General features: G+C 65.3%; 20 protein-coding genes and 1 riboswitch. Of the genes, 7 read left to right on the top strand and 13 right to left on the bottom strand.

What is annotated here, in order from left to right; translation table 11 throughout:
- Positions 1-20: 20 nt before the first annotated feature.
- A riboswitch (SAM riboswitch) is annotated at positions 21-98 on the bottom strand.
- A gap of 97 nt (positions 99-195) precedes the next feature.
- Positions 196-1,302 (top strand): 2'-deoxycytidine 5'-triphosphate deaminase, encoded by a 1,107-nt coding sequence (locus DYI37_RS14960; RefSeq protein WP_116684073.1) that lies wholly within the window; start codon positions 196-198, stop codon positions 1,300-1,302.
- Between the two features lie 122 nt (positions 1,303-1,424).
- Positions 1,425-3,173 (top strand): hypothetical protein, encoded by a 1,749-nt coding sequence (locus DYI37_RS14955; RefSeq protein WP_116684072.1) that lies wholly within the window; start codon positions 1,425-1,427, stop codon positions 3,171-3,173.
- A gap of 103 nt (positions 3,174-3,276) precedes the next feature.
- Here the strand turns inward: DYI37_RS14955 and DYI37_RS14950 are convergent, their stop codons facing one another.
- The 7 genes from DYI37_RS14950 to DYI37_RS14915 form a co-directional block, all read right to left on the bottom strand.
- Positions 3,277-4,953, bottom strand: coding sequence for a flagellar hook-length control protein FliK (locus tag DYI37_RS14950; protein ID WP_116684071.1), 1,677 nt, complete (start codon positions 4,951-4,953; stop codon positions 3,277-3,279).
- Positions 4,950-6,386, bottom strand: a complete 1,437-nt coding sequence (locus DYI37_RS14945; protein ID WP_116684070.1) for a hypothetical protein — start codon at positions 6,384-6,386, stop codon at positions 4,950-4,952. Before DYI37_RS14945 ends, DYI37_RS14950 begins: the two co-directional genes overlap by 4 nt.
- A 1-nt stretch (position 6,387) precedes the next feature.
- Entirely contained in the window at positions 6,388-7,572 is a 1,185-nt protein-coding gene (locus DYI37_RS14940; protein WP_116684069.1) for a MotB family protein, read from the bottom strand.
- Positions 7,569-8,468 (bottom strand): hypothetical protein, encoded by a 900-nt coding sequence (locus DYI37_RS14935; protein ID WP_116684068.1) that lies wholly within the window; start codon positions 8,466-8,468, stop codon positions 7,569-7,571. The genes DYI37_RS14940 and DYI37_RS14935 overlap by 4 nt, the downstream gene beginning before the upstream one ends.
- 3 nt (positions 8,469-8,471) lie before the next feature.
- On the bottom strand, positions 8,472-10,130 hold the full coding sequence (fliF, locus tag DYI37_RS14930) for a flagellar basal-body MS-ring/collar protein FliF (RefSeq protein ID WP_116684067.1): 1,659 nt from the start codon (positions 10,128-10,130) through the stop codon (positions 8,472-8,474).
- A gap of 346 nt (positions 10,131-10,476) precedes the next feature.
- A complete protein-coding gene (locus DYI37_RS20325) occupies positions 10,477-12,453 on the bottom strand; it encodes a flagellin N-terminal helical domain-containing protein (protein ID WP_245413939.1) in 1,977 nt (658 codons plus the stop codon).
- Positions 12,454-12,774: 321 nt separating this feature from the next.
- Entirely contained in the window at positions 12,775-14,625 is a 1,851-nt protein-coding gene (locus DYI37_RS14915; protein WP_116684066.1) for a flagellin N-terminal helical domain-containing protein, read from the bottom strand.
- A gap of 300 nt (positions 14,626-14,925) precedes the next feature.
- On the opposite strand from DYI37_RS14915, the gene ppa reads away from it, so the two are divergent.
- Both ppa and DYI37_RS14905 read left to right on the top strand, forming a co-directional pair.
- Positions 14,926-15,462 carry an inorganic diphosphatase gene (ppa, locus tag DYI37_RS14910; protein WP_116684065.1) on the top strand — a complete coding sequence of 179 codons (537 nt, stop codon included), beginning with the start codon at positions 14,926-14,928 and terminating at the stop codon, positions 15,460-15,462.
- A 183-nt stretch (positions 15,463-15,645) separates the two neighbouring features.
- Complete coding sequence (locus DYI37_RS14905) at positions 15,646-16,008, top strand: DUF427 domain-containing protein (protein ID WP_116684064.1); 363 nt, start codon at positions 15,646-15,648, stop codon at positions 16,006-16,008.
- Positions 16,009-16,253: 245 nt separating this feature from the next.
- On the opposite strand, the gene DYI37_RS14900 is transcribed toward DYI37_RS14905, so the two are convergent.
- Both DYI37_RS14900 and DYI37_RS14895 read right to left on the bottom strand, forming a co-directional pair.
- A complete protein-coding gene (locus DYI37_RS14900) occupies positions 16,254-17,123 on the bottom strand; it encodes a YfdX family protein (RefSeq protein WP_116684063.1) in 870 nt (289 codons plus the stop codon).
- A gap of 178 nt (positions 17,124-17,301) precedes the next feature.
- Complete coding sequence (locus DYI37_RS14895) at positions 17,302-17,595, bottom strand: Rdx family protein (protein ID WP_116684062.1); 294 nt, start codon at positions 17,593-17,595, stop codon at positions 17,302-17,304.
- Positions 17,596-17,708: 113 nt separating this feature from the next.
- On the opposite strand from DYI37_RS14895, the gene DYI37_RS14890 reads away from it, so the two are divergent.
- On the top strand, positions 17,709-18,632 hold the full coding sequence (locus DYI37_RS14890) for a potassium channel family protein (protein WP_116684061.1): 924 nt from the start codon (positions 17,709-17,711) through the stop codon (positions 18,630-18,632).
- Between the two features lie 422 nt (positions 18,633-19,054).
- Here DYI37_RS14890 and DYI37_RS14885 read toward each other — a convergent pair whose 3' ends face one another.
- Positions 19,055-19,918: an RNA polymerase factor sigma-32 gene (locus tag DYI37_RS14885; protein WP_116684060.1), complete on the bottom strand. Its 864-nt coding sequence runs from the start codon at positions 19,916-19,918 to the stop codon at positions 19,055-19,057.
- Between the two features lie 502 nt (positions 19,919-20,420).
- Positions 20,421-21,035, bottom strand: a complete 615-nt coding sequence (locus DYI37_RS14880) for a CarD family transcriptional regulator (protein WP_116684059.1) — start codon at positions 21,033-21,035, stop codon at positions 20,421-20,423.
- A gap of 491 nt (positions 21,036-21,526) precedes the next feature.
- Here DYI37_RS14880 and def point away from each other — a divergent pair, with 491 nt between their 5' ends.
- The gene (gene def, locus DYI37_RS14875; RefSeq protein ID WP_116684058.1) at positions 21,527-22,075 is read left to right on the top strand and encodes a peptide deformylase; all 549 of its coding nucleotides are present in this window, start codon (positions 21,527-21,529) and stop codon (positions 22,073-22,075) included.
- Positions 22,076-22,085: 10 nt separating this feature from the next.
- Here the strand turns inward: def and DYI37_RS14870 are convergent, their stop codons facing one another.
- On the bottom strand, positions 22,086-22,727 hold the full coding sequence (locus DYI37_RS14870; RefSeq protein ID WP_116684057.1) for a hypothetical protein: 642 nt from the start codon (positions 22,725-22,727) through the stop codon (positions 22,086-22,088).
- A gap of 192 nt (positions 22,728-22,919) precedes the next feature.
- On the opposite strand from DYI37_RS14870, the gene DYI37_RS14865 reads away from it, so the two are divergent.
- On the top strand, positions 22,920-24,173 hold the full coding sequence (locus DYI37_RS14865) for an MFS transporter (protein ID WP_116684056.1): 1,254 nt from the start codon (positions 22,920-22,922) through the stop codon (positions 24,171-24,173).
- A 40-nt stretch (positions 24,174-24,213) separates the two neighbouring features.
- Here DYI37_RS14865 and recO read toward each other — a convergent pair whose 3' ends face one another.
- Positions 24,214-24,939: a DNA repair protein RecO gene (gene recO / locus DYI37_RS14860; protein WP_116684055.1), complete on the bottom strand. Its 726-nt coding sequence runs from the start codon at positions 24,937-24,939 to the stop codon at positions 24,214-24,216.
- Positions 24,940-25,169 lie beyond the last annotated feature (230 nt).

Here is a 25,169-nt window from a genome sequence, read left to right as displayed (position 1 = left end):
AGACGGGCCACACGGTTTGGCCCACAATCGGATCGGCCCTTTAGCGACTTGTTTAACGTGGCTGCAAGCCGGCCGGCCAAATCACCACTTCGCTTTGCGGATACGCCGAATTCGTCTAAGCGTCAATTCACAAGGGGAGCGGCCGCGCGCTTGTGCGAGAGAGCCCGAAACACGAAGCAGCGAACGGGATCAGCGGTGGCGGACGAGCAGGCACAACCTCAGGGCGGCGGCATTCTGCCCGATCGCGACATCGCCTCCCTGTTCGAGAGTGGCGCGATCACCTCCGGCCATGCCCGCGACGAAGACCAGATCCAGCCCGCCTCCCTCGACCTTAGGCTCGGGGAGCGGGCCTACCGGGTGCGCGCGAGTTTCCTGCCCGGCCTCGAGCGCACGGTCGAGGAGAAACTGGAGCGCTTCGCCCTTCATGAATTCTCGCTTGCCGAAGGCGCGGTGCTGGAAACGGGCTGCGTCTATATCGTGCCCCTCCAGGAACGGCTGGCCCTGCCCCTGGACGTGCGCGCGACGGCCAATCCCAAATCATCCACCGGCCGCCTCGACATCTTCACCCGCGTCCTCACCGATCGCGGCCGGGAGTTCGACAAGGTGGCGCCGGGCTATGACGGACCGCTCTATCTGGAGATCTCGCCGCGCACCTTCCCCGTTCTCGTGCGGCGCGGCTCGCGCCTCAGCCAGATCCGGTTCCGGCGGGGCGAAGCCGAACTGTCGGGCCGCGAAATGGAAGACCTGCACGGCGCCCACCGCCTGACCTCAGACGAGGGAGCGAACATCACCGGCTCGGGCATCGCGCTCTCGATCGACCTTGCGGGCGACGAGACGGGCCTCGTCGGCTATCGGGGCAAGCGCCATACGGGCGTCGTCGACGTCGACCGGCGCGGGGCCAATGCGGTCGCCGATTTCTGGGAACCGATTCATCGCTCCGGAGCGGGCGAGCTCGTCCTCGATCCCGACGAGTTCTACATCCTCGTCTCCAAGGAGAGCGTCCACGTTCCCCCGGCCTATGCCGCCGAGATGACCCCGTTCGACCCGCTCGTCGGCGAATTCCGCGTCCATTATGCCGGTTTCTTCGATCCCGGCTTCGGCCACGAAGCGGCCGGCGGCACGGGAGCGCGGGCGGTGCTGGAAGTGCGCAGCCACGAGGTGCCGTTCATCCTGGAAGACGGACAGATCGTCGGCCGCCTCGTCTACGAGCGCATGGCCTCGCTCCCCGACCGCCTCTACGGCGCCGATCTCAAGAGCAATTATCAGGCGCAGGGCCTGAAGCTCTCCAAGCATTTCGCCTGAGCGGGCGCCTTAAGACGGGTTCCGCACCGAGACGGGGACGTTCTTGCTGAAACCGCGCGACTCATTTCGGACCGGGCTCTTGGACTTGCCCTCAAAGCGGATAGCGCGCTTGAGAGCTTGATATGAAGATGATCGAAGCAAACTCCACCAAGCGACCGCGAATTCGCAATGCGCGAGGGCTTTACGCACGTTGTCGCGAGTGGAAGGCGCACGGGCGGCCTTTCAGGGATCTGATCGGCCTTACGGCGCTGGTGTGCGTGACCGGCATGCTCTTCTATCGAGCAACCGAGGGCGTCGATCTTTCCGACGAATCCTACTACGCCCTGTTTCTCCATGATTGGATCTTCGGAGGCATCGCAGAAAGCCAGTTACGATCGCTGCATCAGACAGCCGCCTTCGTGATCTATCCTGTCGTCATCGTGTACGAGGAAATTGTCGGCAGCTTCGACGGTTTATTCCTCTTCCTGCGGTTTTTGTATGTAACGGGCGCTGTCTTATCGGCCATCTCGATCACGGCAGCCCTGATCTACAATCGCTTCGGCGCAAGGAGCTGGCTGGCGGGACTGATCATTCTCGCTTTCATTCCGTATGGACTTCCTGCCCCGTCATACAACACGCTTGGATTGCAGGGTTTCGCAATCGGAATCAGTGGCTACGCCATTTGGGCGACGTCCCGACGACACCGCTGGACTCTCATGTCCGCAGTCGGATGGGCGATTGCGATCGTTTCCTATCCGCCCCTTGCGGCAGCACTGGTGAGCTTCCTGGGAATGATCGTCATTGCCGAGCGTCATAGTCCTCGATCCTCGATCATTCATATCCTCACGATCTGCAGTGTCGTTTTCAGCGCCGCCGCTTTGTGCGCTTACGTTCTGACACCTGGAAGACTCATCGAGAGCTACGCCTACCTTTCGCTCATCAACGACTCCACAGGCATCAGCGCGCGTCTCCAGTCTATCCAGTCCATAATTTCAAACAGCACGCATTTTTATATTTTCGCTCTAATTTCATTCGCTATTGGAGCTATCAGGCGGATCGTTCCGCCGATCGTGTTCTTCGGTTACGTTGCTGCGACAGTGGCAGCGACGTTCTTCTACGGCCCGGCGCTCTTCGTCGGGTCTCACGACCTCATCCTGTTCACCTGCATCGCCGGAATGGCGATCGTCGCAGACCTCTGGTCGGATGATCGCTGCAGACGGAGCGTCGCCATGGCGTACGTCACCTCCATCGTTGCCGGCTGTTTGACGTCCGCGTTTGCGACACACACGCTTTACAGCTTCCCGATCGGAGGAGCGGTAGCCGCCGCAATCTCCGCAACATGGTCTCCCCGACGTTATGAGGACCAGATCAGCGCACTGGCTCCCGGCGCCGCTTTGATGGTGGCACTCGTCGTGACGTCTCTCTCGTTTCGCTATGGAGAAACGCCGATCACCAAGGCGGAAGCCCGCGAACCGATCGAGACGGGAATATTCGCAGGACTTTCCGTTGCGCAAAGCGATGCAGAAATCATTCGAGCGACAGAGGAATCGCTGAAGGAGATCATGGCACCCGGGGAAACGATTGCCGCCATCGGTCGATTGCCGGGCCTCATGCTGCTGAGCGAGGCGCCGATCTCTATGCTGACGCCGTTCCCCCTCATGCCGAATGTGAGCTCGGAAGGCCTACGATTCACGAAATCGCATTATCGACAGGAAGACAACCTGCCGACTGTCCTGCTGATTTTCAACGATGTGTATTTCGCGCCAGTCAACTTTCTCGACGACCAGATGCATCGATACGAGATCTTACGCGATCTCTCCTTCTCATCTGAGAGGAAACTGCGGATCTATCGCCTTCGCCAACCTGGAATGGATGGGACGCAGGAAGGCTGACATCCGCCCATCTCAGCCGTGAACCGCGCTCCTGCCGGAGCGAGGCCGAAGGGCTAGGCCGTAAGAACGACGGTCGCGGAGGCGCCGCCCGAAACGGGTGTCGTCAGAGATAGACCTGGCCTGCGCTTCGGCGCCCGCCGCGCTCCAGTGCCGGAGCCGACGCGCTTGGCCGGTTGTCATCGCCAAAGGCCCCGCCGGCGGGCATGCCCCGCCGGTCGCCACCGGTGCGCCCCTGGCCCTGGCCCTGGCCCTCGCCGGTGCCCGTCTGGCCCTGGCTCTGGCCTTGGCCCGTGGCGCCCTGATCGGACCGGCCGGAGGCCGGATCGCCCATGGCGGTCGACCCCGGCCGCGCCTGCGGGCCACCCTCGCGCAGGGTGATCGTCACATTGGCGTCGTCGAGATCGAACCCGGCCGAGGCCATCGCCGCCTTCAGGCCTTCCCGGTCGTCCTGAAGGCGCAGCATCGTCTCGGCCTCGCTGACCGAGAGTTCGAGAACCATCTGGCCGCCGACCACCTTCATCAACACGTCGAGCTGGCCGAAATGGGCGGGCTTCAGCTGGATCTGCAGCGTCTTCATGGCCGCGCCACCCGCCTGATAGCGCACGCGCTCTGAGGCCGGCGCATAATGGGGCTCGGAAGCAGACGCGCCCTGCGGCGCGGGGGAGAGAGCGGTCCGCGCGCCGGACTGGGCGAGGCCATCGGCGATGGCCGCTCCCACATCGCGGCTGAAGCCCGAGCCGGTGTCGACCGATTTTTCGAGAAGGCGCGTCTCGCCGCGCTCGGTCCTCGCATCGGTCCTCGCATACGATGAACGCTCCGCTTCGATCCTCGCGCCCTGCGGCTCGGGAGGTCCCGGGCTGCCGGCGTCCGGGGCCTTATCACCGCCGGCCTTGAGGTCCGGTGCGCCATTCGCGGGCCCGGCCATCTGCTCGGCCCTTCCGGCCGCCGCACGCTCCGATGCGGGTCTTTGCATGGCCGGCTCCGCCGAACGAAGCGTGGCGGGATCCTGCGTCCTGCCATCCGCCTCGCCGGTCCCCGGCAAGGCCGATTTCGTGGTCCCGTCGCCGGCCTCGATCGCGGTCCCAGCCTTGAGGGCGCCTTCCAGGCGCCGGGCGGCGAGCGGCCCTGCAGCATGGGCCGATTTCGCACCGCTCTCGGCCATGCCGACCGGCTGGAAGTCGGTCCGCATGGAGACGAGATCGGCACGCCCGAACTGGCCGGGCCGGTTCGCCTCCGTCGATACGCCCGCAGCCATCCGGTTCGAAAGCTGCAGGACGGAATCGCTCGAAACGGGCAGGTCACGCCCGCCGGCATCGATCCGCGCGCCCGCCCTAAGGCGGCCTTCGCCCGGCTCGGATCGGTCTTGCGCCGAGGTCGTCTGGTTCGCGACAAAAGCCGGATTGCTCCCTTGAAGCGCGCCCGACTGATGTTGTGTCTGAGACTCCGCCCCGGCCTTGGCGCCGTCGATCTCGCCGTCCTCGCCCGTCGGGCGTTCATCGCTCGACGCAGTCTCGCGCGAGCGCGAGTCGAGAAGGGCGCGCTCGAAGCCGAGCCTGCCGCCGCTCCGGCGCGGCCCCTCGGCCCGCGTCTCGGCGGTCTCGCTCTCGCCCGTGCGCCCCGCGTCCTCTTCGCCGCCGCGCGCCCGCGATCCCTCCTCCCGGCTTCGGCCGAGAAGGAGATCGAAGCCGGCGCCATCGGCTTCCTGACTGCCCTTGCCGCCGGCCCCGCGCGGCGAATAGTTCGTGCCTTCGGAAAGAAGGGAGATGATGGGGGCAGTCATTGGTTGAGGCTCCTGAGATCCTCGTCGACGGCGTCGAGAAGGGAGGCCGCGCGAGCGAAGGTCGGGTTTTCGGAGGCATCGCCTTCGATGCCTGCGGAGGATGCGAGGGTCGCCGGCTCGCCGATCGCCTTCACCACGTCGAGGGCCGCGGCCTTCAGCGCCTGGTCGGCCGGATGCAGCTTGGCGTCGTCGATCGCCGACAGGGTCACCATCACCTCGTCCTCGTCGCGCGAGGACAGGGTGGAGGCCACCTGGTAGAGAAGCGCGCGCTGGCGGTCCTCGGGCGAGGCATCGGTTATCTCGAGGGCCTTGCCCGCCGCATCGGCGGCAAGGGCGAGATTGCCGCCGACGAGCGCTCGCCGCGAGACGGACAGATACATTGCGAGCTTCTGGTCTTCGGGAAGAAGCCGCAGGGTGTCGGCCAGGATCTCCAGCGTCTCGGGCTCGCTGCCCTTCGGGCGCCCCGAATAGACGGCCGAGAAGCGGGCCCGGAAGTTTCCGGCATAGACCGAGGCCGCGTAGCGGTCGAAATATTGCCGCGCATAGCGGTCGGCCTTGTCCGTTTCGCCGATGTTTTCGGCAAGGAGCACGCCAAGGCGCAGCGCCGCCTCGTCGAGAAGGGTGCCGGGTGCCGCCAGCATGACCTCTTCGAGAAGACGCAGGGATTCGACCGGATCGCTCGCCTCGCGCAACTGGGCGAGCGTCAGCCGAATCTGGGCCGCGAACGTCGTCTCCTCGAAAGCGAGATCGATGCCGGAGAGCTTCGCACTCGCCTCCTTGAGCCGGTTGCGCGCATAGGCGACCACGCCCTCGATGACGGGGACATCCTCGCGCGCGAAGACCTGCTTGGCCAGAAGCGCTTCCACAGGCTCGACCGGACCGCCGGACAGGACGTAGAGCGCGACGGCGCGCACATTGCGCCGGTCCGCCCAGACGTCCGCCGGCCGGTTGGCGAGCGACGGACCGAACCAGGCGAGCAGCCGGCGCTGGACGTTGAGGGCCGACTTGTTGCCCCTCGCCGCCTGATCCTGGAGATATTGCAGCGAGCGCACCACCTCGAAGGGCATCGGGGCCCGTTCGGTCCGCCAGGCCTCACCGCCGTGCTCTTCGCCGCCATGCTCGTCGGTGCCGTGTTCTTCGGTGCCGTGCTCTTCGGTGCCCTCCGCATGGGCCGCATCGGCCTCTGCATGGTCCGCGCTGCCGCCCTCGGCCTCGCCCTCGGCCGATGCGCCATGCTCCTCGCCGACGTGAGCGTCCTCGCTCTGCGCGGGGGCCGCATGGTCCGGCTCGGCCTTGGGCGCGGCGCCTTCATGGGCGGGCGCGGGCGCGTGGCTGTCCGCCTCCTGCCCTCCGGCCGCATGGGCGAGAGGAACACCGGCGAACGCCATGCAGGCGCCGGCCAGAAGCGTCCTCGCGATCTGCATGCCGCCCATTTCAGGCATCCTCGACGAGAAGGATCTCGATCCGGCGATTGACGTCCGAATCGGGGTTCTGCGGATCCTTCGGCTGGCGATCGGCAAAGCCCTCGATCGCCTGCACCCGGTCGCCGGCAAGGCCGCCACGCGTCAGCATGTAATAGGCCATGTGCGCGCGGGCGGTGGACAGGCGCCAGTTGTCGTAGGTCTCGCTGGTGAACGGGCGCGCATCGGTGTGGCCGCGGATCACGATCTTGCCCTTGCGCGTCTTCAGGACGTTGGCGATCTTCTCCATCATCGCGACGCTCTCGGCGTTCGGCCGGGCCGATCCGACGGCGAACATGCCGGAATCGAAGTTGTCGGAGAGGGAGATCATCACGCCGCCATCGCCCTGGCTCACCTCGACCTTGGAGGGCGAGTTCTTGCCGAGGTCACCGAGTTCGGCATCGATGTCCTGCTTGAGCTCGGCGACTTCCTTGCTCTCGGCGGTCTCGCTGGGGGCAGCTTCGTCCTTCGGCTTCTCGGTATTGGAGGCGATCGCGCCGCCGGCGGCCTCCGCAGCGTTCTTGTCGGCCGCGTCCTCGCTCTTGGCGCCCTCGGGCGGAAGGACGGCCGTCTTGAATTCGGCGGGCGGCAGATTGTCGATCTCGCCACCGGCCTCACGCATATTGGGTGAGAGCTGCCAGGAATCGGGATCGAAGGGATCGCGGTAAGCTTCGCCGCCGTTGAGACCCGGCAGTCCCGACCCGTCCGGCTTGCCTTCCTGGTCCCCGGCCCCGCTCGAGACGCTCGTCGCGGCGATCTCGGCCAGAACGGCATAGGGATCGCGGAACAGGGCCTGTTCCTCGCCGCCGCTCTCATTGCCGGCGATCGGCTTGCCGCCGGGCTTTCCGACGAGGTCCTCTTCGGTGGGAACCTGCTCGACCTTCTCGACCGGGGCATTCTCGATCTCGTCGGACGCCCCACGCAGCGCGGGCGACTGCTGGGTGAGCTCGATCGGATTGAAATACTGGGCCACCTGCTTGCGCGTGGCATCGTCCGACGAGTTCGTGAGCCACATCACGAGGAAGAACGCCATCATCGCCGTCATGAAGTCGGCGAAGGCGATCTTCCAGACACCACCATGGTGTTCGTCGTGGCCGCCGCCGCGGCGCTTGACGACGATGATCTCCTCGTGATGCTCCCGGTGGCCGGCATCGCTCATGACAGGGCGGTCTCCAGCGCGGCGCGCCATTCGCCGAGGCGCGACTGGAGAACGGTCTGGCCGATCTCGATGCGCGCGTCGGCCTCGCCCTCGACGGGCTCGAAGGTCACATGGGAGGCCTGCGCGCCGAGGGCGAGCTCGAGGCCTTCGAGAAGATCGGCCGAACCGGTCGCCCTGACCGACATGGCCTGCCCGTCGAAGGCGGCGACGGCGATCGCGGTGACGAGATCGTCGATGCTCTGGCGCTGGCGGGCATTGATGGCGATGGGGCGCAGGACGCTCGAATAGGTCATGCGCATGGCTCCGGCCAGCCGCTCGGTCTGCTCGGTGAGACGCTTGCCGATCTCCTGGCCCTCGGAAAGGGCCCATTCGGCACGGGCAGCCTCGATCGCCTCGGCCTGACGGGCGGCAGCAGCCTCACGCTCCTCCTCGCGCGCGGCCTCGACGGCGGCTTCGAGGACGGCCTCGGCCTCGGCGGCAGCTTCCGCCCGGCCCTGGTCGTAGGCCTCGCGGCGCGCCTTTTCGAGGGCCTCGGCGGGATTGGCCCGCTCGGTCTTCTCGCGCAATTCGCTCTGGAGCGCGCGGGCATCCCTCGTCGGGGCGGACGGCGCCGCCCGCTGGATCAGCTCGTTCTCCATCTCGGCAAAAAGCGCGTCCGTATCGACCTCGAAGGCGCCGTCCTGGGTTTCGGGCGCCTTGAAGGAGGGGCTGCGATCCTGCTTCTTCTTCAGCGTCTCGAACTCCTCGGCCGGGGCGCGGGAGGCCGGGCGTTCGCCGATCGAGCGGAATTCGGGCTTGTCGCCACCGCGCCGCTGGGGCCGCGCGGAAGCCGGGGCGAAGCTCTGGAAGGAGGCGTCGCCGTCGCGATCGTTCAGATACTGCGCGAGAGGGATCATGACTTAGGCGGCCTCTTTCTCTTTGAGCCACTGCTTCAGAACGTTCGCGGCCTGGTTCTCGTCGGCCTCGACGAGAGCTTCGAGCCTTGCCTGGGGCGATGAGGGCGCCTCGGCGATCTCCCCGAACATCATCGGATCGGGGCCGCTATAGCCGAGCATAGTCTCCGAACCTGTCTCGGCGCCTTCGCCGCCGCGCAGCAGTGCCTCGATCGAGTTGTCGTTGTCGGCCTCTTCCTCCTCGCGGCCCTCCGGCGCGGCAAGCGCCCGGATGGCGGGCTTCAGGCCGAACCAGATCACGAGAACCGCGACGACGAGGATGGTGAGCGCGTTGATGAGCGTGCCGGACTGGCGCATGAACATCTCGCCGAGACCCGGGCCCGGAACCGGCTCCAGGCTTCCGGCCGCGTCCACGAAGTCCACCGCCGTCACTTTCAGCTGGTCGCCGCGCTGCTCGGAATAGCCCGAGGCCGAGGCGACGAGGGCTTCGATCTCGGCGACGCGGGCATCGATATCGGCATCCGTCGCGTTCTCGCCGATGCTGGCGGCGAGCCTCTGGCGGTTGAGGACGACGGCGATGGAGAGCTTCTCGACCTCGTAGCCTTCCGATGTCGTCTGGACGGTCTTCTCGTTGATCTCGTAATTGGTGAGTTCCTCGCGCCGCTCGCGGGCATCGGAGGAGGTCTCGCCGCCATTGGCGCCCGCAACCTCGTCGGCGGCCTGGATGTCCTGCTGGATGCCGACGGGCTGGTTCTGGGTGGCGTTCTGGCTCTGGTCGCTCTCCTTGATGGCGCGCACGGAGCGCTCGATCCGGCTTTCGGGATCGAAGATGCGCTCGGAGGTCTGGCGGCGATCGGTGTTGAGGCGGGCGGCGACCGAGGTCTGGAAGTTGCCGACGCCGAGATAGGGCGCGAGCGTGCGGCGGATCGCCTCCTCGACGCTGCCCGACATGATCTTCTCGATGCCGAACAGCTTGCTCGGGGCATTCGACATCGAGTCGTCGCCGGAGGCAAGCAGCGTGCCGTCGGAGTTGAGGATCGTCACCTCCTGGGGCGACATGCCGGGAATGGCGGCCGCAACGAGCGAGCGGATGGCGTTGGCGGAGGTGAAGTCCTCGGAGGCGTCCGTGCGAATCACAACGCTCGCCGATGGCTTGCGCCGCTCGCGCCGGAACGAGCCCTCGTCGGGCAGCACGATGTGGACGCGGGCCGCGCGCACATGGGCAAGGCTCTGGATGGTGCGGGCGATCTCGCCTTCGAGCGCCCTCACCCGCGTCACCTCCTGCATGAAGGAGGTGAGGCCGATCGAACCGATATTGTCGAACAGCTCGTAGCCGGCGTTCTCCGAACGCGGCAGGCCCTTTTCGGCAAGCAGCATGCGGGCGGGGCCGGTCTGGGAGAAGGGCGTCTTCACCGCGTCGCCCTCGGCCGAGACGTCGAAGGGAATGCCGGCCTCGGTCAGCGCCGCGCCGATGCGCGTCACGTCCTGCCGGTCGAGGCCGGAATAGAGCGTCTCCATGTCGGGCCGCGACAGGTAATAGCTGCCGAGCCCCACGATGGCGAGGACGAGAGCCCCGACGAGCCCGAGGGCCGCGAGCTTTCGCGGTCCGAGCTGGCCGAGATTGGAGACGATCTGTTGTGCCTGTCCGCCCAGAAGACCGGCCATGACGCACCCCGCTATTGAAGCTTAAGAATTGGTTACCCGGCGGGGACCATGCGGGTGAAAGCTTGCGCGAAACCCCGGTTAACAAAGGGTTAACGCGTCGAAAGGGGGAGCGGATCGGGGGACCTGGCATGGGGCCTGCTTCACGTGAAACAGCGGCAGAGCGGCCCGGCGGACGGGAAACGGCGCGATCGGCGCCCTCTCCTTTGCCTAGCCCCCCTCGCCTCGCCTCGCGCCCGGCACCGGCGCCACCGGATGCTCCTGCGCCCGCGTACCGGATGCCCCAACGCGAAAAGGCCCGGCGGTGAGCCGGGCCTTTCCGATGCTGTCCGAGACAGTCGCGTTCCGATTAACGGAAGAGCGAGAGCAGCGACTGCGAGGAGTTGTTCGCCATGGAGAGCGACTGCACACCGAGCTGCTGCTGGGTCTGGAGCGCCTTGAGGCGGGTGGACTCTTCGGTCATGTCGGCGTCGACGAGCGTGCCGATGCCCTTCTCGATCGTGTTGTTCAGCTTGGACAGGAAGTCCTGCTGCATGTCGATACGCGAGGACACCGAACCGAGGGTCGAGGCAGCGCTGGTCACGTTCTCGATCGCCGCATCGACGATGTTGACGTAGGCGGTCAGCACTTCCTTGATGTCGGCCGAAGTCTCGACGCCGCGCGCCTTGAGGCCGGCCTTGGAGATGTCGATCTCGGCGACCGAGATCATCGCTTCGGTACCAGCCTGCGGCTCGGCGGAGTCGGCAGTCGCCTTGATGTCCTTGATGGCGATCTTCTCGGTACCGTTCGTCGCGGTATCGAAAGTGAACGACACGGCGCCGCTGCCCAGGGATCCGACCGTGATGCCGGTGATCGGCTCTCCGGCCGTACCGGCGCCTGCTGCAACCGTTGCACCAGCCGCGTTCACGAAGGTGGCCGCGTCGCCGTTGCCGTCCGGATCCTTCAGCGCCTGGATCATGACCTGCTGGAATTCGGACGCGGAGTTGATCTTGCCGTCGGTCGTTCCAAGAGCGGCGCTGATCGTCGCTTTGGTGATCTTGACGTCCTTGGTAGCCGTCGTTTCGGCACCGGACGCACCCGTCGTCAGATCGATCTTGAACGCGATGTTGGCATCGCCGGTCAGCTGCATCGGACCGGTGAAGGCATCCATCTGGGCGGTTGCCTTCTCGAAGGTCCGCGTTGCAGTTGCGGCGGCTCCGATGACGGCGGCGTTAGCCGCTGTGAATGAAGCGTTGTCCGTAGCGGCTGCATCTTCGTTCGGACCAGACGTAGCCGTAACGCCCGTGACGGTAACTCGCGACTTCGCACCTTCCGTCGTCGACTCGTAGGTCAGGACCGACTTGCCTGCAGTCGTGCCACCGGCTGCGGTACCGACCTTCACATTGGTGATGCCCGCATCGGTCATCGCCTGCTGGACGACCTTCGCCATCTCTTCGGCGTTCTGGATCGTGATGCTGTCGGAGGTGTTGTTCAGAGCGGTCTGGACCGTTCCGAGCGCGATCGTCACCTTGGTCGTCTTGGCCGTCACTCCATCGGCCTGAAGGGCACCATCCACCCGCACGTCGAAGGTGATCTTATCGCCCTGGTTGTTGAAAGTGATCTTCGAGGCACCGTCGACGTCGTATTCCGCACCCGACTTGACGGTGGCAACACCCACCGAGTCGGAACCGACCTTCAGACCGCCGGCCGCGAGCTGAGCGCGCGAGTCCTTGCCGCCGAGGGTCAGGGACGTGCCGTCGGCGCTCTTCAGGACGGCCTGTGCGTCGACGATACCGCCCTTCTCGCCCGATGCGGCCTTGTCGAACAGCTTCAGGTCATCGAGGTTGATCTTGACCGAACCGAGCGAGATCGCATTGCCGCTCTTGGAGTAGGACGAAACGACCGAGGTCTCGCCGGAATAGGTCTTCGAGCTGGAGTCGACCGAAAGCCAGTTGGCGCCGGAGAAGGAGGCGGCTTCCGAGATGCTCTTCAGCTGCTTCTGGAGCTCGCCGATTTCCGACTGCACCTTGTCGAGGTCGACACCGTCCTGGGTGGCGGCGGTGAGCTTGTTCTTGATCTCGTTGAGAACGTCCTTGGAGGCCGTCAGACCCGTATAGGCCGTGTCGACGGTGGCGGCGCCGAGGCCGAGCGCGTCCTGAACGGCCGAGATCGAGGCGCTGTCGGAACGCATCGTGGTCGCGATCGACCAGTAGGCGGCGTTGTCCTTGGCTTCTGCGACGCGGAAACCGGTCGAGATGCGGTTCTGCGTCTCGTCCATCGCGCTGTTGGTCGCCTGCAGGGTCTGCAGAGCGGTCATGGCGGCGACGTTGGTATTGATGGAGGTCATAGTCGAACTGTCCTGTAACTCTGTACGAAGAAGGACATGCCAGTATCGTGGCCCAACGGAGCGGCATCATGCCTTCGATTGACTTCAGTCTTACATCGATCCGTTGAGGAGAGTTCTAGGTCATCCGCCTTTTCAGAATGTAAACAGCCGGTGATCCGGGCGCTTTTCACCGTCGTTCGCGTATTTATGGTTAACCAAGTCTTGCATGCCCTTCGGGACCCTGTCGGGGATCGCGGTTCCCTTGCGGACCGGCGGATCAACGCAAAACAGGCCCGACGTTTCCGCCGGGCCTCTGGTCGTTCGTGGGGAATGGGCGGCTCTTTACTGGAAGAGCTGCATCAGCGCCTGGGACGACTGGTTGGCGATCGACAGGGACTGAACGCCCAGCTGCTGCTGGGTCTGGAGCGCCTTGAGGCGGGTCGATTCCTCGGTCATGTCGGCATCGACCAGGGTGCCGATGCCCTTGTCGATCGTATCGGTGAGCTTCGACAGGAAGTTCTGCTGCATCTCGATGCGGTTCGTCACCGAACCCAGCGTCGAGGCGGCCGTCGTGACCTTCTCGATGGCGGTGTCCACGACGTTGATATAGGCGCTCAGCACTTCCTGAATATCCGCCTTGGAGGTCGCGCCGCGCTTGTTGAGGGCATCGGTCGAGACGTCGATATCGGCGATCGAGATCTGCGCGGCCGTCGTCGCCTTGCTGTCCGTCGTATCCTTCTTCGTGATCACCTCGGAGATCACGATCTTGGAGCCGGTCGAGGTATCCTGGCTTGTGAAGGTAACGGCGCCGTTCGCGAGTGAGCCGACCGTGACGTTGGTGATGGCGTCCGCAGCGCTTCCATCATTGTTCGGGTCACCGAGTGCCGTGAGAACGACACGCTGGAATTCGTAGGCGCTGTTGATCTTCCCGTCGGTCGTGCCGAGTGCGTTTCCGATCGTCGTCTTGTCGATCTTGACCGTCGTCGGCGTCGTGGCGCCGTCGACAGTGATCTGGAAGGAGATCTCGGCCGTTCCGGTCAGCTGCATCGGACCTGCAAACTGATCCATCTTCGCAACGGCCGGCTGGTAGGTGGCCGTACCGGTCGTCAGGGCGACGTTAGCGGGAATGAAGGCTGCGTCAGCCGCGCCGCCATTGTTTGCAGTCGGAGTGGCGACCTGGACGCTTCCCTTGTCGGAAGTGAAGGTCAGGGCCTGCTTGCCGGCGGCCGTTCCGACCTTCGTGCCGACGGTGACACCCGTCACGCCGGCATCGCTCAGGGCCTGGCGAACGACCTTCGCATATTCTTCCGCGTTCTGGATGGTGATCGAGTTCGCGGAGTTGTCGAGCGCGGTCTGGACCGTGCCGCGCGCGATCGCGACGGTCTTCGTCGTCGGGGGCGTGGTATCGCCGTAGGTGATGTCGAAGGTGATCTTGTCGCCGATATCGTCGAAGGTCAGCTTGGCCGTACCGCTCGCATCATAGTCGGTGGTCGAAGCCGCGATCGCCTTGCCCGCACCGGCGTCCTGCGCCTTCAGGCCACCCGTACCGACTTCCGCCGTCGAGGACGAACCGCCGAATTCGAGCGCCACGCCCTTTCCGTCGACCAGGGTCATCGCCTTGTCGAGAACGCCGGCCTTGGCCGGGTCGTTCTTCGAGTTGGCATCGAAGAGCTTCAGATTGTCGAGATTGACCTTCACCGAGCCGAGGGCGATCGCACCCGCACCCACCCGCGAGAAGGAGGAGACGATGGAGGTTTCCGAGGAATAGCTCGCTTCGGCCGAATTGACCGAGAGCCAGTTGGCGCCCGAGAAGCTCGCCGAATCGGCGATGCTCTTCATCTGCTTCTGAAGCTCGCCGATCTCCGACTGGACCTTGGAGCGATCGACGCCGTCCTGGGTCGCGGCGGTCAGCTTGGCCTTGATCTCGACCAGCACGTCCTTGATCGAGGTCATACCCGTATAGGCGGTGTCGACGGTCGCAGCACCGAGGCCGAGGGCGTCGGTCACCGCGCTCAGGGACTGGTTGTCGGAGCGCATGGTGGTCGCGATCGACCAGTAGGCGGCGTTGTCTTTGGCTTCCGAGACGCGGTAGCCCGTCGAGATACGGTTCTGCGTCGCTTCCATCATCGAATTCGTGCTCTGCAGGGTCTGCAGGGCGGTCATCGCCGCGACGTTGGTGTTGATGCTGGTCATAAGAGTCTTGCCCTGATTTTCGAGCGCCCCTCATGGGCCTGTAAGGAATGGGAACCGTCGCTTCATGCAACGTCTCGTTCGGGAGCCAGTGATAGGCCGTTAAGGTTAACGATCGGTTGCCGGAGGCGTTAAGGAATGGCGGCCGAGGATATTTCGCGGGCAAATTCCGTTCCCGCCTCCTGCCCAGATGCCTTACCGCCACGCACCGCCGGCGATTGACACCGCCGCCCCGGGGCCTATCAAACGGCGGAACCACAAATGCCGGCCGAAGGCCGCGCTCAACGAGGCAGAGAGGACGCCATGGACATTTCGAAGATTTCACGGGGCAAGAACCCGCCGGACGAGCTCAACGTCATCATCGAGGTGCCGATGGGCGGCGAACCGGTGAAATACGAGATGGACAAGGAATCGGGCGCCCTCTTCGTCGACCGCATCTTGTTCACGCCCATGCGTTATCCGGGCAATTACGGCTTCGTGCCGCACACGCTCTCCGACGACGGCGACCCGATCGACGTCCTCGTTCTCAACGACCGTCCCTTCGTGCCGGGCTCGGTGCTTCCCTGCCGGCCGATCGGCGTTCTCGTGATGGAGGACGATGGCGGCCAGGACGAGAAGGTCATCGCGGTGCCCACCTCCAAGATGACCCGCCAGTACGAGAACGTGAAGACCGCCACGGACATGCCGGAGATTCTTCTCAAGCAGGTCGGGCACTTCTTCGAGCACTACAAGGATCTGGAGCCCGGCAAATGGGTGAAGATCCACGAATGGGGCGATGTGGAAAAGGCCCGCGCCATGATCAGCAAGGCGGTGGAACGCTACGAGGCGAAGGGCGCGTAAGTTCTCATCGCGGCGGCATTCCCGCCATGTTCCGGGGCCCGGACGGATTGAACTCCGGGCCTTCTGGCCGGCGACGCGATGTCGCGCCGCCGGCCTCGATCGGCGTTTTCGCGGAACGTTCGATGCGCGTTCCGATTCCCTCCTTCGACGAACCGCCATCTGCGACAGACGAAGGAGCAGGACATGTCCGAGAACACCCAGACGAACGAGCGCATCACCATCGAGAAGGCCGGCCATCCGGTCAGTATCACCTTCGAGGGCGCGGTGCTCGCCAGCACGAAGGATGCGCTCGTCCTGAAGGAAAAGGGCTACGACCCGGTCTATTACATTCCGAAGGACCACGTCGCCATGCCGTTCCTGAAGGAGAGCGAGACGAAGACCACCTGCCCGCACAAGGGCGAGGCGCGCTACTGGAACATCTCCGCCGAAGGCAAGGCGGCCCCGGACGCGGTCTGGGCCTATGACGAGCCCTATGGCGCCGTCCGGGACATCGCCGGCCATGTGGCCTTCGACCGGTCCAAGGTGACGATCGACGACGGCAAGTAGGCCTCCACAGCATCGGACCGAAACGTGGACCCGGTTTTCGGGCCATCCGATGCGTCAGCAAGAAACAGGAGCCCGGCCCGGCTCAAGGGCCGGGACTTGGGCCGTAAGTCCGCGAAACTCTTCCCTTCCCTCCCCTCCTCTGCGGCAATCGTCCCGCCTCCATGCAAGATCGCCCCGGCCGAGTCCTCTTGGAGACCCGGCCGGGGCGATGTCATCGAAGTTTTGCAACTGGCTGCCGATAGGACTTACTGGGTCGCGGTGCCGGTCTTGTTCTGGTGGCCGCTATTGGACGCCGTGTCCTGCGAGGCCGCACCGGTCGTGGACTGGTCCTGAGACTTGGCGTTCGCCGTCTTCGAACCGCTGTCGGGCACGCCGACCGCATCCATCTCGGCCACCACCACGTTGTCGGAGACCTTCTTCAGTTCCAGATTGGCCTCGTAGTACTTGTCGGCCTTCAGGTCGTTCTGGGCCTGCTGCACGTCCTGGATGGTCTGGTCGAGCGGCACCATGGCGACGGCGAAGTCGACATCGACGCCGGCAAGCTTCAGCTGTTCCTTGGCACCCTGCGCATCACCGGCCTTCATGGCGGCGTTCGCCTTGGTCACGGCCGCGTTGTTGGTGTCGGAGACCTGGTAGTCGGCGCCGAGGATCACCTGACCGTCGATCGGCAGCCAGACCTGCGTATCGCCTGACGCGGACGTCTTCGACGCATCCGCGCTCTGGGTCGCGGTCTTCGCGGTGTCGGATGTCTTCGCGGTATCGGCGGGATGCGCCTTGGCGTCCATCGTCACCAGTTCGGAATGGGCCTTCTCGAAGGCGCTGCCGTCGGTCTTGGCGGACTGGAGCTGCTGGACCGCCTGATCGACCAGCTTCGTGGCCATGTCGGTCTTGCCGTCGAAGATCGCGACGCGGGCCATCTGGACGTTGCGGAAGGCCTGGACGCCATCTTCGGAGAGTTTCTGGAAGTCCTTGGAGACCGTCATATCCTGCTGATCGGTCATCGAGGACTGCTGCTGCGACTGGGCCTGGGCATTGGCCTCGCTGGCGGCGAAGGCGACGGGCGACAGGGCGGTCGCGCCGACGAGGACCAGGGCGAAAGCGGATTTCATGAACATGGGAGTTCTCCAGATCTTGCGACGGATCGGCTGCGGGGTCCGTTCCAAAGGGCCGCGCTCAAGTCATCCGACAGCAGGAGAACCGCGCGCGCCGCCTGACGTTGCGTTACAAAACGGTCATGACCGATTTGTAATTCGCATCGGACCCTCGCGCCGCCGCAAGACCCGCTCGCCCCGCCTAACGGTCGCTGTGGCCGAGATCGCGGGCCGGATCGAGCCGATCGCGCACGCGCTGTTTCAGCACCTTCGCCTCCGGAAAGCCGCCATCGGCCTTGCGCTCCCAGATCGTCTCGGTGCCGTAGACGATTTCGAAATGCCCGCCGGTCGCCGGAACCAGGGCGACCTCGCCAAGATCGGCGCCGAAGGTGGAGAGGAGTTCCTGCGCCATCCAGGCGGCCCGAAGCAGCCACTGGCACTGGGTGCAGTAGTGAATCGCGATGCGGGGTTTGAGCTGATCGTCTTCGGGTGTCATGTCTCTATGTCCAGTCATGATGATCGTCGGCTGTCTTGGCGCAGGCGTAATCGGGCGCTTCGTCCACCCTACGCCCTTCGCCGCAAGATTCGACCAGTAGCAGAAGGACGTGCATGTCGACGAAGAAACCCAGCCAGGACGACAGCGTCGAGAACGATTCCCTGAAGGCTTGCGAGACGGACGAGGCGGCGGAGAAGGACGCCGACGGCGAGGAGGCGGAAGAAGAGGAAGAGGAGGACGGCCACGAACCGGTCAAGGAGACGCGCAAGACCGCGATCGGCCGCCTTCGCCTGAAGCTCAGGGCCCTCTATCACGGGCATAGCGATGCGGCGACACGCTTCCAGGCGGTCATCCTCATCGTCGATCTCGCGATCATCGCGCTCTTCGTGGTGACGCCGGTGCTTCGCGGCACGGAATACTATCTGCCCATCGACTACACGGTCGCGGCGATCCTCGCCTGCGATCTCATCGCCCGGGCGACGGCGACCCGGAACCTCAGGCGCTGGTTCCGCCAGCCCTTCGTCGTCCTCGATTTCGTCATCCTCGCCACCCTCGTGTTTCCCGAAACCTTCATCAATTTCGGTTTCCTGCGGATCGTGCGGCTCTGGTCCCTGTCTCGCAGCGGCGCCTTGTGGCGGCCGTTGCGCCGCTCCCACTACGCCGAATACGAATTGCCGATGAAGGCGCTGGTCAACCTCGTCACCTTCCTGTTCCTGGCGACCGGCTTCATCTACACCTTCTTCTTTCGCCAGACCTCCGGGCTCGAGGGCTATCTCGACGCGCTCTATTTCACCGTCGCATCGGTGACGACCACCGGCTATGGCGACATCACCCTCGATGGTCCGGGCGGGAAGCTGACCGCGATCGTCATCATGATCATCGGCATCTCGCTGTTCTTCAACCTCGCCCAGGCGGTCTTCAAGCCGCCCAAGGTCAGCTATCAATGTCCGTCCTGCGGACTGCAGCGCCACGATCCCGATGCCGTGCACTGCAAGGCGTGCGGCGAGAAGCTGAACATTCCCAATCCCGACGGCTGATCGCGCGGACCCGTGCGGGTTTTTCCGTGCGTGGCGGAGAGGGACGAGGACGGATCGGTCCCGCTGCGGCGGGCCGGAAGCTGCCCGCATAGCCTCCGCGACCGGGAGCGCCTTGCGGAATGTGGGACGGACGTCCCGCAAGGGGGACACGCGTTGGGTCCATCCGAACGAAGGTGGAAGGTGCGTTTCGTCCCTGCCGAGCTCTGCCGGAGCCATAGGGTTCGCTTCCCCTTTCGCGGCGGGGGCGAGACCAGACGCAAAAAAGCCGAACCTCACGGCCCGGCTGTCCTGCCTCAATTCCAAGAAACTGTCCCGCTCCTCTCCTGTCGAAGGCGGGACGGATGGCCGGGAGAGAGCCGGGCGACCCTTTCGGACCGATCCCCGATTCCTCGGGGCTCGCTCATCCCCGGCGGAAGCGTCACTCATACATAGGCGGAGCGGTCGCTATTGGTCTCGAGCAGGGCCGAGCGCAGCTTTTCGAGGGCGCGGGTCTCGATCTGGCGGACGCGCTCCTTGGAGATGCCGAGCTTGGTGCCGAGGGCTTCCAGCGTCGCCCCGTCGTCCTGGAGCCGGCGCTCGCGGATGATCTTCAGTTCGCGCTCCGACAGGACGTCGAGGGCATTGGTGAGCCAGGTCACCCGGCGCTCGTCGTCGATGGAGACCGACACCGTCTCGTCCGGCAGCGGATCGTCGGCGACGAGGAAGTCCTGACGGTCGGCGCTGCCGGACTCGTCATCGAGAAGCGGGGCGTTGAGGGAGGAATCGGGACCCGACAGGCGCGAATCCATCAGCGCGACATCGCTTTCCGAAACCTTCAGCGCGCCGGCGATCTCACGATACATGGCGCTGCCGCTGATCGGCTCGGCGCCTTGGCTGAGCCGGGCGCGCAGCCGGCGCAGATTGAAGAAGAGGGCCTTCTGGGCCGACGAGGTTCCGCCGCGCACGATGGACCAGTTGCGCAGGATGTAGTCCTGGATCGAAGCGCGGATCCACCAGGTCGCATAGGTGGAGAACCGCACCTCGCGCTCGGGCTCGAAGCGGGCGGCCGCCTCCAAGAGGCCGACATGCCCCTCTTGGATGAGGTCGTTCATCGCGAGACCGAAGTGCCGGAACTTGGAGGCCATCGAGATCACGAGACGCATATGGGCGGAGGTGATCTTGTGGAGCGCTTCCTGGTCCCGGTTCTCCTTCCAGCGCACGGCGAGTTCGTATTCCTCCTCGCGCTCCAGATAGGGCGCAGCCATTGCGGCTCGGATCATCGTGCGGCGTGCGGACTGAGACTTCATGATATCCCTCCGGTGAAGCGTTCCTGGCGAGCTGCCAATAAACGTTACGCCACGTGCGCAACGTTCCGGTGATGGCGTAATGCGCCATGGCGGAGGAACGTTCCCGGAGCTGGAAACTTTTTTACGAGATGTAGAGGAGATCGTGTCTGGGGCAAGACAATCGGCGGATTCTGAAGACGTTTCGGGCGCACAGGGCCACGGATGCGAGGGCTGAGCCTCTCGGCAGTCAAGTCGCGGAACCGATCTGATCCGGGAAGGCCGCTGGACTTGTCGTGCCGCCGCCTTAGGGACGAGGGGGACAATGCCGGAAAGCCGCGTCGCAATCAACCCCGCATGAATCGAGGGCCCTCTCGAAGCCCAAGCCGGCGCATCCGCCGGTCCGCCGGTCCGCCGAGCCTCCGCCGACCCAGGCACCGAAAACGCCTCGCACGAAAAAAGCCGGCTCCTTTCGGAGACCGGCTTTTTTCAAGAAGGACAGCGGAACGCTGCCCGGATCGTCGGCTCAGGCAGCCTCGTCCTTGGCGGCCGCATCGTTGTCGGCGGAGGCATCGGTCTCGACGTCGTCGGCCTCGTCCTCTTCGTCGACCTTGGCGCCGCGCTTGGGACCCTTGTTGAGGTTCTCCTCGATGAGGCGGACCGCCTCGGTCTCGGAGACCTCGTTCACGGCGGCGAGCTCGCGCGCCATGCGGCCGAGCGCCGCCTCATAGAGCTGGCGTTCCGAATAGGACTGCTCGGGCTGGGTGTCGGCACGGTAGAGATCGCGGACCACTTCGGCGATCTGGATCAGGTCGCCCGAATTGATCTTCGCATCGTATTCCTGCGCCCGGCGGCTCCACATGGTCTTCTTGACCCGCGCGCGACCCTGCACGACCTTGAGAGCGCGATCGACGAAATCCGTCTCCGAGAGCTTGCGCATGCCCACGGCCTGGGCTTTCGCCACCGGCACCTTGAGGCGCATCTTGTCCTTCTCGAAGTCCACGACGAAGAGTTCGAGCTTCATCCCGGCGACTTCCTGCTCCTCGATCGCGACGATCTTGCCGACCCCGTGGGCCGGATAGACGATGCTTTCGCCGGTTTTGAAGCCTTTGCCTGCGGACGCCTTCTTTGGGCTACTCATACGCTTTCAAACTCCTTCTTGTGCCGGGCCATGACAGCCGCTAGACACGAACGGCGGGTCATCCGCCGGTTTGATTCAAATCCATCGGATGACGGATCGACGTTCGGTTGCACTCGCCCCGAAGGCATGCCGCAAGAGGACGAAGGCTCGACTGACGAGCCGGAATTCGTCCCTTTTTCGGATGTGTCTGACGGCGCGCCCCTCTTGCGCACGATGCGGTGCAAAAATCCGACTGCCCGACCGTTGACAAAGCATACCGCAAAACGCCGCAAATCTCAACTTGAATGTGTCTTGCGCCGCCTTATGGTGTCAGGTCTTCTTGACACGCCGTCCCGTACGTCTCCGCGACAAGTGCAGTGCAATATCCTCGCGGGCATCCTTCCCCGCCATGGCGGGGCGATCGCCCCCTCCAATCGAGGCACGGACGCTGCCGCGGCCGAACCGGGTGGTTTCAAATTGACCCGATCCCCAACACTCGCTACTTCCGCCCCATGACGATCAAGCCACTCATCATCCTGCCCGATCCGGTCCTGCGCCAGGTGTCCGAGCCGATCGTGCGCGTCGACGACGCCCTCAAGCGATTTGCGGACGACATGCTGGAGACGATGTACGACGCCCCCGGCATCGGGCTCGCCGCCATCCAGGTGGGCGAGCCCCTGCGGATGCTGACCATCGACATATCGAAGGAGGAGGAGGCGCGCGAGCCGCGCGTCTATCTCAATCCCGAGATCGTCTCGTCGAGCGCCGATCTCAGCACCTACGAAGAGGGCTGCCTCTCGATCCCCGACTATTTCGCGGAGGTCGAACGCCCGGCCAGCGTGACCGTGCGCTATCTCGGCCTCGACGGCGAGATGCACGAGGAGGAGGCAGACGGCATCCTCGCGACCTGCCTGCAGCACGAGGTGGACCATCTCAACGGCGTCCTCTTCATCGACTATCTGTCGAAGCTGAAGCGCGACATGGTGATCAAGAAGTTCACCAAGGCCGCCAAGCTGGCGAAACCGGCGGTTCCCTCCAAGCCCAAGCGCGTCACGGCCTGAGACGCGGCACTCAATCGGCGCCGCAGATCCCGCGCGCGTCCGCTGCGTCGAAATCGAGATAGGCGACCCGTCGCGGCTCGAAGTCGATGGTCCGATCGTTCAGGACACCCGTTCCGGCGAAGAGATCCAGATCGCATTCGATCGGCGCCTCGTCCTGGAGCCGGTCGAAGGACCGGTAGGCGAACCGGCTCACGAGGAACCGGCCGTCCTCGGCGGTGAGCGTCACCTCCTCCTCCCAGGCATTGCGGCCGATCCCGGTATTCTGCGTGCCCACCCGAAGCGAGCCGTCCTCAAGGGCCGTCAGCGTCGGAACCTGGCCAGCGAGCGGCGAGGACCATGCGGCGATACGGCCGGGCGCTTGGAGCACCACGCCGAGCCAGCCGGGCGGCAGGTCGTCCGACTTGCCCTCCATGAGAATGTAGAGATCGGCGCCCTCGGCGCTTTCATCTGCCGGCAGCACGATCATCGCCGCATCGCGCGAACCGTCGCGATCGAAATCGCCGGTCGCGACGGCCGCGATGTCCGAGGCGGAGAACGAGGCCTGCGATCCCGTCTCGCCCTCTGCGGCGGCGCCCGACGCGGAGATTGCGAGAAGAGCGGCCAGACAGGCCGGACGGGCGGCGCGGACGAAACAGGGCAGCGCGATGGGCATCGGATCCTCCGATCGGGATGCGGCAGGGACCGGCTTGCCGCTCGGCCGGGCCGGACGTAGAAGAAGGACGGGCAAGGCATCCGCGAGGCGGCAAGGCAGGCTGCCCGTTCGGCATCATTCCTACACGAAGACCGCCGGTCCGCGCGAGATCCGTTCCGCGAGGCTTACCGAGCGGACCGAGGGCCGCAGAGCATGACCTCATCCCGATCCCCGGCACCCCGACGCGAACCCGGCGCGGAGTCGCGCTACGCGACGACCATCGCCATCACGGCCGGCTGCCTCATCGCCCTCCTCACCTTCGGGCCGCGCTCGGCCGTCGGTTTCTTCCAGCTTCCGATGATCACAGACCGCGGCTGGACGCGCGAGGACTTTGCGCTCGCCATCGCCGTCCAGAACCTCTTCTGGGGCGCCGGCCAGCCGATCTTCGGCGCGATCGCCGACAAGTTCGGCACCGCCAAGGTGCTGATCCTGTCCGGTCTGCTCTATTCCAGCGGCCTTGCGGTCACCGCGATCGGCGAGGCCCCGGTCTGGCTCCTCATCGGCCAGGGGCTTCTCGTCGGCCTCGGCATCGCGGCCGGCTCCTTCGGCATCGTGCTCGCCGCCTTCGCCCGCCGCGTGACGCCCGAGCAGCGCTCCTTCGTCTTCGGTCTCGGCACGGCGGCAGGCTCGGCCGGCATGTTCGTCTTCGCGCCCTTCACCCGCGGCCTCATCGACGCCTTCGGCTGGGTCGACGCGCTGTTCGTGATGGCCGGCACCATGCTGATCATCCCGCTCCTCGCCATCGCCCTGCGCGGTGCGCCGAAGATCGGGTCCGCGCTCTCGACCACGCAGATCGAGCAGAGCATGGGCGAGGCGCTGCGCGAGGCCTTCGCGACGCGGGGCTATCTTCTCCTCACCAGCGGCTTCTTCGTCTGCGGTTTCCAGGTGGCCTTCATTACCGCCCATTTCCCGGCCTTCCTCGCCGATCGGGGCATCGCGCCGCAATGGGCCGTGGTGGGCATGGCGCTGATCGGCTTCTTCAACATCATCGGCAGCCTGACCTCGGGCGTCCTCGGCCAGAAGCACGCCAAACCGATCCTCCTCGCCCTCATCTATATCGGCCGGTCCATCGCCGTGACGGCCTTTCTCCTGATGCCGATCACGCCGGCGAGCGTCGTCGTCTTCTCCATGGTGATGGGCCTGTTGTGGCTGTCCACCGTGCCGCCCACCAATGCGCTCGTCGCGATCATGTTCGGCACGAAGTATCTCGGCCTTCTCGGCGGCGCGGTCTTCTTCTCCCATCAGGTCGGCTCGTTCCTGGGGGTCTGGCTCGGCGGCTATCTGCGCGAGACGACCGGCAGCTACGACGCGGTCTGGTGGATGGGCGTCGCGCTCGGCCTCTTTGCGGCCCTCGTCCACTGGCCGATCCGGGAGGAGCCCGCACCGCGCCTCGCCGCCGCCGAATGAGGCGGGGCCCGCGATGATGCTCTTCAGGCGGTGAGGCTCTTCACTCGGAACCGCTCGCGGCCGAGATGAAGGAGAGGCGGGCGAGCGGCTCGTCCAGGCCGCGCGGCTCGTAGATGTGGCGCGCGAGGAAGTACCGGGTCATCGCGAATCCTTCGCGAAGGGCCGCCCCGTCGGCGGCCCGGCCGCTCGCGGTGAGAAAGCCCGGCAGAGCCAGCAGCTTGTCGCGATAGGGCTCGCCCGGCTCGCGGCCGACCGCCCGCCCGCTCTTGGGCGAGACATAGACGAGATCCACCGTCGCGCCACTTGCCGCGCACCGGGCAAGATCGAGGCCGAAGCCCAGCTCCTCCAGCACTGCGAGTTCGAAGCGCAGCATCAGTTCGCCCGCCGTCAGCCGTTCGCCGCCCAGATTGTCGAGAAGAACGAGAAATCCGTCATAGAGACGCGCATGGGGCTCGCGCTCGGCCAGAAGCCGAAGATGGCTCGCGGCAAGCTGCACGCCGTTCAGCCCGATGGCGGTCTCCATCAACTGGCCGGCGCGCGAGTGGGCCGGCTCCAGCGAAAACGCGCCCATATGCTCGTCAAGCCGGGCGCGCCAGTGGACCGCGACCGAATTGCCCGGCTGGAGAACGGCCCGCATGGCGCGCGAGCGCCCGCCGCGCACGAGACCCAGATGCCGGCCGCGCGAGCGCGTCATGAGTTCGGCGATCACGCTGGTCTCGCCATGGCGCTTGACGCCGAGGACGACCCCCTCCTCCCGCCATTCCATGATCCGGTCCTTCCGCTTGCAATTCTCGGCCGGTCCAAGGGCGCACGCGCATCGCCTTGGAAGGACGAGCGTGCAACTCGCCGACGCCTCGTCTCGGTCGCGATCGCCGCAGGAGAGGCGAGGCCATGGTGCCGTTCACCCATATAGACGGTGAGAACAATGCCCGCATCCGGCAAGCGTTGCGCTTCACGGCTTTGGCATCGGCGACCTCCCCAGAAACCGACGGTCAG

It is taken from the genome of Fulvimarina endophytica, from assembly GCF_003403015.1.
Classification (GTDB): Bacteria; Pseudomonadota; Alphaproteobacteria; order Rhizobiales; family Rhizobiaceae; genus Fulvimarina; species Fulvimarina endophytica.
The sequence above is the reverse complement of the archived record's forward strand: the minus strand, read 5'-3'. Positions and strand labels throughout refer to the sequence as shown.

Coding starts and splice junctions, on each gene's coding strand:
- DYI37_RS14955 (WP_116684072.1), top strand. CDS start 1,425: ATGAAGATGATCGAAGCAAACTCCACCAAGCGACCGCGAATTCGCAAT.
- DYI37_RS14950 (WP_116684071.1), bottom strand. CDS start 4,953: ATGACTGCCCCCATCATCTCCCTTCTTTCCGAAGGCACGAACTATTCG.
- DYI37_RS14945 (WP_116684070.1), bottom strand. CDS start 6,386: ATGGGCGGCATGCAGATCGCGAGGACGCTTCTGGCCGGCGCCTGCATG.
- DYI37_RS14940 (WP_116684069.1), bottom strand. CDS start 7,572: ATGAGCGATGCCGGCCACCGGGAGCATCACGAGGAGATCATCGTCGTC.
- DYI37_RS14935 (WP_116684068.1), bottom strand. CDS start 8,468: ATGATCCCTCTCGCGCAGTATCTGAACGATCGCGACGGCGACGCCTCC.
- fliF (WP_116684067.1), bottom strand. CDS start 10,130: ATGGCCGGTCTTCTGGGCGGACAGGCACAACAGATCGTCTCCAATCTC.
- DYI37_RS20325 (WP_245413939.1), bottom strand. CDS start 12,453: ATGACCTCCATCAATACCAACGTCGCCGCCATGACCGCTCTGCAGACC.
- DYI37_RS14915 (WP_116684066.1), bottom strand. CDS start 14,625: ATGACCAGCATCAACACCAACGTCGCGGCGATGACCGCCCTGCAGACC.
- ppa (WP_116684065.1), top strand. CDS start 14,926: ATGGACATTTCGAAGATTTCACGGGGCAAGAACCCGCCGGACGAGCTC.
- DYI37_RS14905 (WP_116684064.1), top strand. CDS start 15,646: ATGTCCGAGAACACCCAGACGAACGAGCGCATCACCATCGAGAAGGCC.
- DYI37_RS14900 (WP_116684063.1), bottom strand. CDS start 17,123: ATGTTCATGAAATCCGCTTTCGCCCTGGTCCTCGTCGGCGCGACCGCC.
- DYI37_RS14895 (WP_116684062.1), bottom strand. CDS start 17,595: ATGACACCCGAAGACGATCAGCTCAAACCCCGCATCGCGATTCACTAC.
- DYI37_RS14890 (WP_116684061.1), top strand. CDS start 17,709: ATGTCGACGAAGAAACCCAGCCAGGACGACAGCGTCGAGAACGATTCC.
- DYI37_RS14885 (WP_116684060.1), bottom strand. CDS start 19,918: ATGAAGTCTCAGTCCGCACGCCGCACGATGATCCGAGCCGCAATGGCT.
- DYI37_RS14880 (WP_116684059.1), bottom strand. CDS start 21,035: ATGAGTAGCCCAAAGAAGGCGTCCGCAGGCAAAGGCTTCAAAACCGGC.
- def (WP_116684058.1), top strand. CDS start 21,527: ATGACGATCAAGCCACTCATCATCCTGCCCGATCCGGTCCTGCGCCAG.
- DYI37_RS14870 (WP_116684057.1), bottom strand. CDS start 22,727: ATGCCCATCGCGCTGCCCTGTTTCGTCCGCGCCGCCCGTCCGGCCTGT.
- DYI37_RS14865 (WP_116684056.1), top strand. CDS start 22,920: ATGACCTCATCCCGATCCCCGGCACCCCGACGCGAACCCGGCGCGGAG.
- recO (WP_116684055.1), bottom strand. CDS start 24,939: ATGGAATGGCGGGAGGAGGGGGTCGTCCTCGGCGTCAAGCGCCATGGC.